General features: G+C 52.8%; 9 protein-coding genes. 6 read left to right on the forward strand and 3 right to left on the reverse strand.

Annotated features, from left to right (window positions below; all coding sequences use genetic code 11):
- Positions 1–33: 33 nt before the first annotated feature.
- The 3 genes from Pr1d_RS21745 to Pr1d_RS21755 all read right to left on the reverse strand — a co-directional run bounded on the left by Pr1d_RS21745 (position 34) and on the right by Pr1d_RS21755 (position 3,855).
- Complete coding sequence (locus tag Pr1d_RS21745; RefSeq protein ID WP_148075494.1) at positions 34–1,662, reverse strand: sulfatase family protein; 1,629 nt, start codon at positions 1,660–1,662, stop codon at positions 34–36.
- Between the two features lie 238 nt (positions 1,663–1,900).
- Positions 1,901–3,361, reverse strand: a complete 1,461-nt coding sequence (locus Pr1d_RS21750; protein ID WP_148075495.1) for a FecR domain-containing protein — start codon at positions 3,359–3,361, stop codon at positions 1,901–1,903.
- Positions 3,358–3,855, reverse strand: a complete 498-nt coding sequence (locus Pr1d_RS21755; protein WP_210417803.1) for a sigma-70 family RNA polymerase sigma factor — start codon at positions 3,853–3,855, stop codon at positions 3,358–3,360. Before Pr1d_RS21755 ends, Pr1d_RS21750 begins: the two co-directional genes overlap by 4 nt.
- A 389-nt stretch (positions 3,856–4,244) precedes the next feature.
- Between Pr1d_RS21755 and Pr1d_RS21760 the strand changes: the two genes are divergently transcribed.
- The 6 genes from Pr1d_RS21760 (at position 4,245) to Pr1d_RS21785 (ending at position 13,751) form a co-directional block, all read left to right on the forward strand.
- Positions 4,245–4,961 (forward strand): PEP-CTERM sorting domain-containing protein, encoded by a 717-nt coding sequence (locus Pr1d_RS21760; protein WP_148075497.1) that lies wholly within the window; start codon positions 4,245–4,247, stop codon positions 4,959–4,961.
- Positions 4,962–5,058: 97 nt separating this feature from the next.
- Positions 5,059–5,994, forward strand: a complete 936-nt coding sequence (locus Pr1d_RS21765; RefSeq protein WP_148075498.1) for a PEP-CTERM sorting domain-containing protein — start codon at positions 5,059–5,061, stop codon at positions 5,992–5,994.
- A gap of 53 nt (positions 5,995–6,047) precedes the next feature.
- Positions 6,048–7,139: a DUF1559 domain-containing protein gene (locus Pr1d_RS21770; RefSeq protein ID WP_148076484.1), complete on the forward strand. Its 1,092-nt coding sequence runs from the start codon at positions 6,048–6,050 to the stop codon at positions 7,137–7,139.
- A 324-nt stretch (positions 7,140–7,463) separates the two neighbouring features.
- Entirely contained in the window at positions 7,464–8,825 is a 1,362-nt protein-coding gene (locus Pr1d_RS21775; RefSeq protein ID WP_210417804.1) for a glycoside hydrolase family 5 protein, read from the forward strand.
- Positions 8,826–8,849: 24 nt separating this feature from the next.
- Positions 8,850–10,844 carry a glycoside hydrolase family 44 protein gene (locus Pr1d_RS21780; protein ID WP_168205409.1) on the forward strand — a complete coding sequence of 665 codons (1,995 nt, stop codon included), beginning with the start codon at positions 8,850–8,852 and terminating at the stop codon, positions 10,842–10,844.
- Positions 10,845–10,874: 30 nt separating this feature from the next.
- The gene (locus Pr1d_RS21785; protein WP_168205410.1) at positions 10,875–13,751 is read left to right on the forward strand and encodes a glycoside hydrolase family 2 TIM barrel-domain containing protein; all 2,877 of its coding nucleotides are present in this window, start codon (positions 10,875–10,877) and stop codon (positions 13,749–13,751) included.
- Positions 13,752–13,762: the final 11 nt, after the last annotated feature.

A 13,762-nucleotide genomic window follows, 5' to 3' on the forward strand; every position in this document is an offset into this window, starting at 1 on the left:
CTGTTCAATCAATCTCACTCCGTAGACCGCTGCTCATTCTCGCTTCTTGACTTCGATCTTCTCCTCAGGCAGCGGCCCCGCTAGCGGCGGTGTTTCAAAATATTTGCCATCGTCGATCAGGCGTGGATCGCCTGTCTCACGTAATTCGGTCAATAGCCGTTCCCGGAGATTATCCACTACTAATGCGTAGTCTGGGTCGGCCGCTACATTGTGCATCTGGTCTGGATCCTTCTTGAGGTCGAACAACTCTTCTCGTGGCCGTTTTCCATAAGCATTATCGAAGTATCGCTTCCATTGGGAATCGCTGCGATGCTCCACGAGCCAGGCCTTGGTTGGACCCGCATCCTCATCGGCCAGCGTGATATGCGTATTCTCACGAATTGCTTCCTCTGTAGCAGGATTGCTTCCCTCCAGACCGGTAGGATCGCCGAGAGGATACCGCTCCGGATGAAAATTGATAATGAACAAGTAGTCGGCTGTGCGTATGGCGCGCTGCGGATATGGCAGATAGCCCGCGCGGGCACTTGCGACGTGTCGCTCACGACCCATAAACACCGCATCGCGGGCCGGGTCCACTTGGCCCGATCGTTCAGAAGCGAGTACCGGCCAAAGGCTGCGAGCTGTCATCACTTCAGGAACCGACACCTCCGCCGCTTCAAGAATCGTCGGCGCCAGATCAGGCAGACAAACAAAGTCGTCTACAACCCGACCGCCATGAACCCTTGGTCCGGCGATCGCTAGTGCGACTTGGGTCCCAAAGTCGTAGAGATTGCATTTTCCATGTGGGAAACCAGGAGGCCCATGATCGCCGCTGGCAATGATGAGCGTGTTTTCATATTTGCCAGACTGTTTTAATTCGTCTAACAGTACTCCCATCTCGGCATCAAATGCTTGGACCTCTCCCAGATAATCCGCTATATCCTCTCTGACTTCAGGCACGTCGGGGAGAAACGGAGGTAGTTTTCCTTTGAGAGAATCGGGGTCGATCCCCCATAACACTTTTCCCGAGCCTCGCTCCCACTTACGATGGACATTCGTGGGACCAAACCAATAACAGAACGGCTGGTCGTCCTTGTTATCAGCAAGAAAACTCCGGAAGTTTTCTCGGACCTCATCCAGAAGTGCTTGTTTCGCTTCGTCTACCGACTTTCCGGAGGCCGAAAGCTCGGTAACATTCTGAGAAAACTGATTGATGCGTCCACCTGTCTCCTCATAGGCATACATTTGTTCTCCGAAGGGGGCATCACGAGGAGTCCCGGGGCTCCAGACCTTCCAACTCTTTCCAAGGTGGTATCCGCTATCTCTTAGCAACAGGGGCCAACTGGGAATTTCTGGGTCCCACACAGCTCCCCGCAGAATCGCACCGCGTCCGGTCCGCCAAAAATGTTGGCCCGATAGCAAAGAACTTCGGCACGGAGTGCAAGAGGGTGCATTCACAAAAGCCTGGAGAAACAGTACGCCCTCACGTGCAATGCGGTCGAAATTGGGCGTACTCACCGCATCGCTTATCCCCTTTTCCTTCTCCAACTCCGCGTAGAAACTCGCTTGCCTCCCCCAATCATCGGCAAAGAGGAATAGAACGTTCGGGCGATTGGCTGCCAGCAAGCTTTGAGGCAGAAACAATGCAAGACTTAACCAAGTTGACTTTAGCAGCGCGGACATCGGTTGCTTAGAGATGGATTCGAGTTGATACGAGTGAATTTTCTACTAATACCAATATCACTCAACATCGAGATCCTAACGCAACACCTTCCCAGTGCAAAGGAAAATAATGATATTTCTCTGCGAGAGACCGTCAGCACCTCCGCAGACAAAAGTCGTTTTCCCAGACACTTCGGAGAAAATGACGAAATCACCAAAATACTGCACCGACGTCGTTTTCAAGACTCGTTCAATCCCACTAGTTTAGAATCGAATGATCCTTCGCTGAAACAGACGTGACATCCAATGGCGTTGCAGCGATTCCATACATGGCACGTGCTTGCCTTTCTTCCCCCATGATACCCAGCACAACTGGAGTTGTGTCGTCACACCGTCGCTGCCAAACCGAGAATATGTTGTCGATGCTATTACCAGCACCCACGGCGTTTTGATACACCGGCAGATCGGGCCGCAAGGCTTTATCACGCGCAGGCCAGGGACCTTCATCCAGGCCAATGTTCTCTCCTGTGTCTTCAAACTGGTCAGTGAGCCACTTGGGTGGAGGTACACGATCATCAAAAAAAACATATAGATTTGCAGGCTGTGAAAGCGATACAGTCATCTGAAAATATTCCATATAACGATAGTCGTTAAACGTCTTGACGAAATCTGCTCCTCGCAGAAAACTTGGCAGTCCTCGTTCGTCGATACCATTCCATTGGTGGGGATCGTCGACATAAGCAAAAACATCTTCGTCCAGGCCGTGATAGGAAATCTGGTAACAAAAATAATCTAATCCGTCCGCTGGAGGGATATTGTCCCGAACCTCTTGAATGACATTGACGCCTGAGCTGGGGTAGTCAGAAGTCCACCAACCTCCTTTTTGATCTCGGCCAACTTGCATGATGCGTTGCATTGTGCCTTGTCGACTGACGCGAGCAGCTTGTCCTTGCACTAAGCGAGTAGGGTCTATTTTGTTGCTGATATGGTCAGCTAAGTCCACCTTACCGTCGAACACGACCACGTCCGTAAAGCCATCCTCACGAATTGCTACACCGAACTCGGTGCCCTGATCAATTACGTCGATCACGGGGGTCTTGATCGTGAAGCCCTTCAACTCATGGGGAACACGAGCCGTTGCCTGGCCGCTATCAAGATGCACCAACATGTCCGACTCAACCATCATTGAGACGGCACCGATCACATGTACGATTGGCCCCGAGCGAAACTGCATGGTGAAATCTCCACCTTCGGTTCGCAATCGACCCGGTACTACGAGATCGCCCTGCTTGAGGGCCGTTGATCCGTCCTTCCAAGAAACACTATCACTATCAACAATCTCTGCAACGGCACGTTCTTGCCAATTCGATTGCGGACGCGTCTGCCAGAAAACGAATCCCCCTCCAATCAAGAGTACTGCCGCAATGGCCCACGTCGTAAAACGGCGCAACCCATCCACAGATTCGGAACGGCTCTCGGCGGTCAATGCCGAACTTCCTTTCTCTACAGTCTGAGCCTTGTCCAAGGATGATAAATCGCGAGTGATGTCTTCTCGTTGCCAGAGCAGCAGGCTGTGGACGAAGACCTCGCTAGCTAGCCCCTTAATTAATTCAGGATGCTCGTCGAGGATCGCGGCAAATTCCTGTCGCTGCTTGTCGGTACACGAACCATCCAAAACAAAATCAATCAATTCGTGAATACGTTTTTCCGGCGCGGTCATGCTCTTTCCTCCGCTGCCAGGGTGACATCGATGCAACGTGCGAGACTTGCGCGAATTCGGTGCAACTGGGAGGCCACGTTGTGGGCTGACTCGCCCAGCCTGGCTGCAAGCATTTTGACCGAGGTTCTAGCGTCATAGCGCTCGTCAATCAGATACCGCTGCCGCTCGTTGAGCTTCTTCAAACAATTCTGCAAAGCAGCCATTCGCGTGTCCGCCTCTTCAGCCAGCCGTGAACATTCTTCTTCGATGCGTGCCATGGCAGCTTCGCTGAAAAGCAACCTGGATCGCGACTGACTCTTGCGAAACGCCATCACTCGCTGGCGTGCAAAAGAAAATGCCCACGGTAGAAAGGGGCGACCAAAATCGTATTCGCCAATCTTAGCCCAAAGGTCAATATTCGTGTCCTGCAAGACATCCGCTGCGGCTGCGTCCCCAAGCATTAGCGTACAAATGTATGCATGGAGCTTGCGCTGATGCGATGTGAGCAGATCCACAAAGCGGGACGCTCTTTCAGGGCTTAAGGGGGGAGTGTCGTCTGAATTCACGGTTTTCTCATGGTAAATGGGATCTCGACCAGGAAGCAACCGACATCTGCCACGATATGGTACACATCAGCACTAGGATTCAGCCAATGATCACAGAATATCGCAAAAATTAAGAAAAAGTTTGCGATATTTTACTTTCATCCGCTGAATCTTCACGGAGATGGAAGTGCGAGGAACGATTCCGACAATCTACAGAAGAGCACAAATCGTGACAGTTTTGCGGAAATCAGAACGTAGCTGTCCCGCAGTCTCTGGTAATAATTGATCAATTGGAGTGGTGCCGCTGCATTTGAGGTGGCACGTATCGGTTTTTTCACACTTTTCTGGAGTTGCTTCTAATGAAGATGAAATTGACTGAAATTACACGAGTTTCCTGGGGAGTCCTGATGGCTTTGAGTTTTGTACTCCTAAGCGGGTCAAATCTTCGGGCAGAAGTTCAGTCGGACTTTGATCCGGGAGGGACTTATTTTGGTGGTACCGAGGGTTGGTTCAATTACGGTGGTTCCTTAGGCCCCAATCCTCCTACAACTACGACTCCAACCGGTGGTACGACTTTATGGATGGAGGTTCAACCTCAGCAGTACTACGGGAAGATGACAAGCCAGAGTTGGGCGACTCCCGATATTACAGTATCCGATTGGAACTCGCATACCAATCTTGAGTTCGATGTGATTGTCAATAGTTCGTGGATTCCCAGTGCTTCAACAAACGTTGAAGTAGAATTTCAAGTCGGAGGCGGTTCTGCCGGCGAAGTGAATCAGTATGCCAATCCCACAATCGATACTTCGCTAAAGGACACAATTCAGCACGTGTCAATTCCTCTTGCAAGCATGCAGCCTTTTGATCCTACCGCCACTTACTGGAACCTCTCAATCAACTTGTATCCCGGCTATGCCTATGAGTGGGACTCTGCGAACCCGAATGCGGTTCCTTACGATGCCCGCTACTACATCGACAACGTCGAGTGGACTGGTGTAGTTCCCGAACCTACTTCATTGCTCCTACTCGGTTCATGCAGTCTTTTGCTGATCGGCTCGCGCCGGAAGCGTTGCTAACACTACTTACGAAACAAAATTTTATCCCAACAATACGCTGTCGCTGAACGTTTTTGTACTCGTCGACAGCGGGAAATACTTCTCTAAGGAGTCTCTCATGAGGTGCTCAGGTACTATCTTCAGTTTGATCACATTGGCAGCGCTGTTGCAGTGCCAAACCGCGCAGGCTCAAGTCGTCTTGCAAGATTTTGAAGGACCCTTGCCCGGACCTCAGGAGTATCCTGGTGGGTGGAGTTTCTCCGGCGGTGGTGCAGATCCAACTCCGATGCCAATCATGCAAACTCAGATCAGTGATCAGGTTGCTGCCGCAGGTATCCAAAGCTTCCAGCTTGACATTGATGGAACGCCACATGCTGGCACTTGGGGATGGTACGGAGGTTTTGGCGGATTTTTTGGCTTCTATGGTCCTGGCTTCGGTTTTGCCGCAGGACAAGCGGGTGCTGGTAATCCTGCCAACTACGAATTCTCTTTTGACATCATGGTCCAGGGAAACACTACGGATACACCTGTCGGTGGCTCGGTATCAACCTACGATCCAGATTTAAACGATGATGAAGATCCCGAAGGAGATGATGGGGCCAATACTTGGAGTTCGGAATTCACAGTGACTCCTCTCACCAACGGAATTTGGAACCATGTGGTTTGGCAACTCGATAGCGGGACGCCTCCCACTTCTGATGCTGCTGTTCCTACACCGTACTTTGATGATGAAACAAACATTTCATTCCAACTCTTCTTCAATAATGGCGGGTTTGACATCGACAGTGGGAATATTATCAACTTCGACAACATCCAGCTGGAATTCATTCCTCCGACCATCGTTGCCGGTGACTTCGACGAAGATGGCGACGTAGACGGTAACGACTTCCTGGTCTGGCAGCGTGATCAGAACGTCGGTAGCCTGAGCGACTGGCAAGACAACTACAATGCTCCCGCGTCGACTGTGAATATAGCGTCTGTACCTGAGCCAGCGAGTCTCTTGCTTGCTCTCTCCGCAGCGCTGTTCGCAGGATTCCGCCGCAGGCGATCCTAGTAATCTGCGTCAATGGTTGCCCTGCACAATCACAAACCTATGGAGAAAAGAGAGTGCGAAAAGCGTTTACCCTAGTAGAGCTCTTGGTGGTGATTGCCATTATTGGAGTATTGGTCGCACTATTGCTCCCCGCCATCCAGGCGGCGCGTGAGGCAGCGCGCCGCTCTCAATGCAAAAACAATCTAAAGAACATCGGATTGTCGATGCTGAACTACGAATCTTCTCACCGAGAGTTTCCTACGGGTGGCGCGAGTTATGGAGATCGCATCGAATGCTACGCTGTGAATGGAAAGGCCTGGGTGGGCAAGAAACAAGGCTTAAGTTGGGCTTACCAGATTCTCCCTTATTTGGAGCAAGGGGCATTGCACGACATTGGCGATACCGATCTCGTTCAAAGTACTCCTGTGTCGCTCTATAATTGCCCATCACGTCGCGGACCTACACTGCACGATAGCTTTTGGGGACCGAGTTATTTGATGGATTACGCTGGTGCTCAACCGGCAACACTCGGGCAGAGCACCGCACCAGCCATGTACATCGCCACCCGGGACTTCGAGAATTGCAGACGGGTGGAAAGAGCTTTTTGGAGCCCCAACGGAGGTGGGTACTCCTGGGGCAGAGATTTCGGTGTGTTTGACGGCGTGATTGTTCGCTCTCCCTGGAAACGTGATGGAGTCGACCCTGCCACCTGTGGACCCAACCCAGCCCCAGGGGCATTCCTAAATGGTGTACCTAATCCCACAAGAATTGCTCAGATAACGGATGGCACTTCTAATACGCTGATGATCGGCGAGAAATACGTCTACCAGAAAGACTATGACGGGCATGGTAATGATCCGTCCGATGATCGAGGATGGCTCGACGGCTGGGACCCGGACACGATGCGATGCACGATGGCCCAGCCACTAAGCGATGCGGTATGGCGGAAGCTTTGTGCACCAGATAATCCTTCAGACCAAAGTGATTACTTCAACCAGACGTACATGTTTGGCTCAGCCCATCCGGCAGGCTTCAATTGCGTGTTTGCCGACGGGTCGGTTCACTCGATTAGCTATGACGTGCCCATCGATGTGCTGAACAGCTTGGGTACTAAAGGTGGTGAAGCGGGACAATACGAAGTACTCGACCTCACCGGGCTCAACTGACCAAAAGTCCTTCCGTTGATTTTCGGGCGGCTGAATCAAATCTACTTGAATCCAAATACTCGCACTGCGGCATTGTCGTACTTACCTTTGTGATCAGAAAGCCTCTACGCCATGCCGACTTCTGTCCGCAGAAGAGTTTTAGTCTTTACCTGCTCGATTTTGATCGTTGACTCCCTCGTACGCATACATCTCGGCGATCGTGAACGTCGATGCGGCACACGAGCGCTCGATCATGTCGGCCATGGGGCTCGGGCAGCACACCTTGCCGCACTACAACGCGATCAGTCATTCACTCGTCGACGACAGACTTGAAGAGGTTCAGAGATGACCAAGAAATTGAATGCTCTGGTGATTGCCATCGCTTGCCTGCTGATGCTGCCTGCGGGCGCGTTCGCGCAACTACCTTCGCCGACGTATGGGTGGAATTTGGGTAATACATTGGAGCCGCCTTGCGGCGAAGGTTGCTGGGCCCCAGCGGCAACCCAGGCGATGATCAACGCGGTCGCCGACGCCGGGTTCAACACCATCCGCATTCCCGTGGCGTGGGACAGTCATGCCAACCAATCGGCGCCATACACGATCAACGCCTCCTGGTTGAATCGAGTCAAACAGGTGGTGGACTGGTCTCTTGCCGCGGATCTGACCGTGGTGGTCAATACTCACTGGGATGGTGGTTGGCTGGAAAATAACATTGGAAACTCTGTAAATCCAACGATCAACGCGAAGATGAATTCCTACTGGACTCAGATCGCCAACACCTTTGACAGCTACGATGATCGGTTGTTGTTTGCTGCCGCGAATGAACCGAATGTCGACACTGCCGCTGAGATGTCCACGTTGACGGCTTACTACCAGACCTTTGTCAATGCGGTTCGCGGCACGGGCGGCAACAACACGTCTCGCTGGTTGGTGGTCCAGGGACCGAACACGGATATCAACCTGACCTACTCGCTGATGAACACGTTGCCGAACGACCCGACCGAAGACCGCTTGGCCGTGGAAGTTCACTATTACGACCCCTGGCAGTTTGCCGGACTGGGGGAAGATGCAAATTGGGGCGACATGTTCTACTTTTGGGGAGACGATTACGAATCTTCTACGCTGCCTTCACGCAACGCGACCCACAGTGGGGAAGCCCATCTGGCAGCACAACTACAAAAAATGAACACCAAGTTCGTCAGCCAGGGAATACCTGTGATCCTGGGTGAGTTCGGTGCCATGAATCGCACGGGAAATCCAGAGCTGACCGGCGACAACCTGGATCTGCATCTTGCCTCAAGAGAGTATTATCATCAGCTGTTTGTCGATACGGCCAACAGCTTGGGAATCGCACCCTTCTACTGGGACAATGGTTGGACTGGCGCCAACGGGTCTGGGATTTTCGACCGCAATTCCACTACGGTCTTCGACCAGGACACAGTGACCGCAGTGACCGGTGGCGCCAACCAACCCGGCGACTTTGACGCCGATGGCGATGTCGATGGCCACGATTTTTTAGCTTGGCAAAGAAACCCCAGCGTTGGCGACCTAGCCGATTGGCAAGCGATTTATGGAGATAGTTCCCTTGCGGCGAGTACGGCTGTGCCCGAACCGTCGATTTGGGAGATGATTGCACTCGCCATGTTGGTGGGTAGTCTCGCATCGGCCCAACGGTCAGCTTCGACGCGGAGAGAGCCCGCAAATTAACATCATTTGACCAGAAAGATGGCAATGTGGAATTTATGTTGTTTTGGTTCGGCGATCGCCGCAATTCTGAGCTCGCTAGTTGGCGCCTCGATGGCGCTGGCGATCATCCCCGATGATCCCGGCCCGGCCCAGGTGCAGTTCACTATCAACGCCTCACAAAATGTAAAGGCTATCTCGCCCTGGATCTACGGAACGAATTTCGGCACGGTCCCGAACGCAATGTCCAACCGCATAGGTGGAAATCGGTTGACCGGTTATAACTGGGAAAACAATGCGTCGAACGCCGGGGGGGACTGGTATCATCACAGTGACTTCGGCATGGCAACTGGACCCAATGATCCTCCGGGATACGCCTTCCGCAGCGCGATCCAAAACGCTACAGATGGAGAGGCCGTGCTCGTCACGGTCCCCATGGCCGGCTACGTGGCAGCTGACGGCAATGGTACCGTCGACGAAACGGAGATCGCTCCTTCGCCGCGTTGGAAGGAAGTGGTTCCACAAAAGTCGACGATCTACCCTGGCTCTTCGCTCTCAACTAGCCCGAATAAGTCTGACGGCTACGTATTTACCGATGAGCTGGCTAATTGGGTCGAGGATTATAAAGCCCCCAATCAACCCGTCTTTTACAGTCTCGACAATGAAATAGGCCTGTGGGGAGAGACGCTGCCTCCCGGATGGCAATCGGGCGCCGAGCCAAGACCTTGGGAAAACCCACCGGTGCCAGCGGTCCCACCCACCTCTGGTGGTCGAACCCATCCGACGATTCATCCGTTTAATCCTTCATTTGCTGAATTGCGTGACAAAACGATCGCTCACGCCGGCGCAATCAAGGACGTGAATCCCAACGCGATCGTGTTCGGTGGCGTCGGCTACGGTTGGACCGATTTCACGAACTTATCAGACGCCCCGGATGCTGTCACTAATCCTTCGCACCCCGCAGGTGATGAGACGGGCGAGATGCACTACCACGAGTGGCTGCTGCAGCAAGTGCACGATGCGGAAGTCGCCCAAGGCCGAAAGCTAATGGACGTTCTGGATCTGCATTGGTACACAGAAGTTTATGCAGACGGACAGCGCATTACGGGGGATGTCACGACACGAGCCGCCGTGGCTGCTCGTGTCCAGGCGACTCGCTCGTTGTGGGACCCGACTTACGTCGAAGACAGTTGGATCAGTCAGTGGGGCACCTGGGAGGGCAATCCGGGAAATAATGGACCAATTAAGCTGCTCCCGCGCGTCCAGCGTGACATCGACGATTTCAATCCCGGCACCAAGATTGCCATCACCGAATACAACTATGGCGGCAACAACCATATCTCCGGCGCGATCGCCCAAGCCGACGCGCTGGGAATTTTTGGACGCGAAGGCGTCTTCGCGGCCAATGTCTGGGGAGGTGGGACCTACATCAACGGCGCGTTCGATATGTACCTTAATTACGATGGAGCAGGTGGCACTTTCGGTAGTACCTCGATCGAAGCCGAAACTTCGAGCATCGCCGAGTCGGCCGTGTATGCAAGCATTGATGAGAGCGATCCGAACCGGTTGCTCGTTGTCGCAATTAACCGCACGGGTGAAGAGATAACGACAGGTATCTCGGTGGCCCACGATCAGATTTTCGATCTCGCCGAAGTGTACCAACTCACCGGCTCGAGCCCAAACCCGCAAAGGGTGGCCGACATCGATATCGACTTGCTCAACGCCTTCCAATACACGATGCCAGCCTACAGCGTCACCACACTTGTCTTACACGCAACTAACCTCCAAGGTGATTTCGATGACGACGGTGATGTTGATGGCCACGATTTTTTAGCTTGGCAAAGAAACCCCAGCGTTGGCGACCTAGTCGACTGGCAAAATGGATACGGCGACATCTCTCAGATTTCGGCCACAGTAAGTGTCCCCGAGCCAACTACTGCTGGGTTGGTTGCCGGGCTTCTGATATTGTTTGGAATGGGTCGAACGAACGAACAAATGCGATTTACTTTGATTCATAGTTTTAGACGGCATCGGGAAAGTTAGTAAATGATTCGAATGGGTAGAAAACAAGGCATGATTACGGCTTTTGCAAAACATTCCTGGCAAATCTGCTGTGCGCGCGACAGAAATATGACGCTCGCATTGACCGTTGCGATGATGTGTCTTGGCACCCTTTTGGCGAATGCTGACGAAGGCACACAGTCGATCCGTTTCACCAAAGATTGGCGATTCACCAAAGGCGACCCTGCCGCAGCCGAAACGGTTGACTTCGACGACTCCAAGTGGAACACAGTTCGGCTGCCGCATGACTGGGCGATCGCCGGTCCCTTTAACCCAGACGAAGACGGCTATGCCGGCAAATTACCCTGGAAGGGGGTCGGTTGGTATCGAAAGGAGTTTACCCTCGACTGGCCTGCAGGCTCGCGCATCTATCTTGATTTCGACGGCGTGATGGCCTTCCCCCAGGTTTACATTAACGGTCAACTCGCCGGGAAGTGGGACTACGGCTACACCTCCTTCCGAGTGGATGCCACCGACTATGTGAATCTCTCGGGCAAGAACGTTATAGCTGTGCGTGCTGACACAACCAATCACGGCACGCGCTGGTATCCCGGTGCGGGCATCTACCGCAAGGTGATGCTGGAAATACGAGAGCCCATTCACATTGCCCCGTGGGGTGTCTGCATCACCACTCCGAAGGTGACCGACGATTCTGCCACGATCGATATCGCTGTGCAGGTTGAAAACCATAAACCAGCAGAAGTTTCCAGCAAAGTAACTTTCACACTCATTGATGCATCAGGAAATGACGTCGCCTCTGCCAGCATGGATGGGACAATCGCTCCGGGGGACTCTGAGTTCAAACAGACTCTCACGATTGCCGACCCCCAGCGGTGGGACGTCGACCATCCCCACTTGTACAGACTTACAAGCGAATTGATCGTTGACGGCAAACTAGCTGACTCGCAAGCGACTTCCTTGGGTATTCGCACAATCGAGTTTACGGCCGACGACGGTTTTCATCTTAACGGACGGCGAGTTCAATTGCAGGGTGTCAACCTTCACCACGACCTGGGGCCACTCGGGGCCGCTTTCTCTACCAGAGCTGCGGAGCGGCAGCTACAAATCATGAAAAGCATGGGCGTCAATGCGCTCCGCACTAGCCACAATCCACCCGCGCCCGAGGTGCTGGATCTATGCGATTCGATGGGCATCCTCGTCTGGGACGAATGTTTTGACAAATGGGATCGAACTGCCGACCGCATTCACGGCAAGCCATCACTTCAGGAACACGGCGAGCGCCACTTGCGGAGTATGGTTTTGCGCGATCGCAACCATCCGTCAATCATTGTTTGGTCCATCGGTAATGAAATCCCCGATAATGAAGAAGGGGTAACACCAGAGCGAGTCAAGCTGATGGCAGAGATCGTGCGCAAATACGACACCTCACGACCAACGACGATTGGCACATGCTTCCCGCATCAAGTGGCTCAAGGGGTCTACGATAGTCTCGACGTGGTAGGCTGGAACTATCTTCGGCGCTATGCGAATCATCGCAAGTTATTGACCGAAAAACCAATTCTCTATAGCGAGTCTGCTTCGACCCTGAGCTCCCGAGGATTCTACGCTCTGCCATTGGCCTACACGAAGACCGACTACAACCCTGGACTGCAAGTTAGCTCCTATGACCTGAATGCAGCGGCGTGGTCCGACATTCCCGAGGTCGAATTTGATCTAATGAAAAAGGACCCCTTCGTGGCAGGTGAGTTTGTCTGGACAGGTTTTGACTATCTCGGTGAACCGACCCCTTATAGCCATGAAGCCAAGAGCTCGTACTTCGGAATAGTAGACTTGTGTGGCATCCCCAAAGACCGTTATTGGTTGTATCGCAGTTATTGGAACCCTGAGGAATTGACGGTTCATATCACTCCTCACTGGAATTGGCCTGACCACGTCGGCGCAAAAGTACCGGTATTTGTCTACACTAATGGGGATTCGGCAGAACTATTTCTTAATGGCCAATCGCTCGGTCGACAGGAAAAAGGGGTACGTTCCGACCGTCAAGCCAATCTGGCAGTCGGAAAGCAGTTTTCGGCCAGTTCCACACGACCAAGTTTCGAAGCCGACCTGGCAGGCGACGACGACATGGATAGTAAGTGGTCCGCTGAGAACGACTCGCCAGTACAGTGGCTCCAAGTGGATCTTGGCAAGAGCGAGTCTATTAAGTGTATCGTGATTGAATTTGAAAAGGAAGCCAAGTGGTATGGCTATGAGTTGCAGGTTTCTCCCGACATGATTCACTGGGAAACCGTAGCGAGAAAACCTGTCAGCGATTTCCCTCAATGGGGCGGATCGACAGCCTCAATCCACAAGACAGACATCCAAGCTCGCTATGCTCGAATAGAGTTTGATAGCTTGAGCGATGGCAATCACGCGAGCATCAGCGAATTTGCGGTCTATCCCGACACCGCGCAATCCATGTACTACGATTCAACTTATGATTATCGTCTGCGCTGGAATGATGTGACTTACGAACCGGGCGAACTTAAAGTAGTCGCATACAAAGACGGCAAGCAACTCGGCACGGCCCGAATTAAAACTGCCGGCGAGCCGGCGAAGATCCGCCTCACTCCCGACCGCACAAGACTTGATGCGACAGGTGACGATTTATGCTATGTGCTGGTAGAAGCACTGGATAAAGACGGAGTGCTTTGCCCCTTGGCCGAAAATCAAATCCGCTTCCAAGTCGAAGGACCAGCAGATATCGCAGCAGTCGGCAATGGCAATCCCATGTCGCAAGAACTGTTCCAAACCAATTCACGGCGGCTATTCTACGGCAAAGCGATGCTCATCGTCCGAGCCAACGAGGGGCATCCAGGACAAATCACTGTAACTGCCGACGCAGATGATCTCGAAGCAACGAGCATATCTATTTCGTCGAACGAATGACGCTTACCGCT

It is taken from the genome of Bythopirellula goksoeyrii, from assembly GCF_008065115.1.
Taxonomy (GTDB): domain Bacteria; phylum Planctomycetota; class Planctomycetia; order Pirellulales; family Lacipirellulaceae; genus Bythopirellula; species Bythopirellula goksoeyrii.

What these genes read in the sequence shown, in the direction of transcription:
- Pr1d_RS21745 (WP_148075494.1), bottom strand. Translation starts at nt 1,662, where the DNA reads ATGTCCGCGCTGCTAAAGTCAACTTGGTTAAGTCTTGCATTGTTTCTG.
- Pr1d_RS21760 (WP_148075497.1), top strand. Translation starts at nt 4,245, where the DNA reads ATGAAGATGAAATTGACTGAAATTACACGAGTTTCCTGGGGAGTCCTG.
- Pr1d_RS21785 (WP_168205410.1), top strand. Translation starts at nt 10,875, where the DNA reads ATGATTACGGCTTTTGCAAAACATTCCTGGCAAATCTGCTGTGCGCGC.
- Pr1d_RS21750 (WP_148075495.1), bottom strand. Translation starts at nt 3,361, where the DNA reads ATGACCGCGCCGGAAAAACGTATTCACGAATTGATTGATTTTGTTTTG.
- Pr1d_RS21775 (WP_210417804.1), top strand. Translation starts at nt 7,464, where the DNA reads ATGACCAAGAAATTGAATGCTCTGGTGATTGCCATCGCTTGCCTGCTG.
- Pr1d_RS21780 (WP_168205409.1), top strand. Translation starts at nt 8,850, where the DNA reads ATGTGGAATTTATGTTGTTTTGGTTCGGCGATCGCCGCAATTCTGAGC.
- Pr1d_RS21765 (WP_148075498.1), top strand. Translation starts at nt 5,059, where the DNA reads ATGAGGTGCTCAGGTACTATCTTCAGTTTGATCACATTGGCAGCGCTG.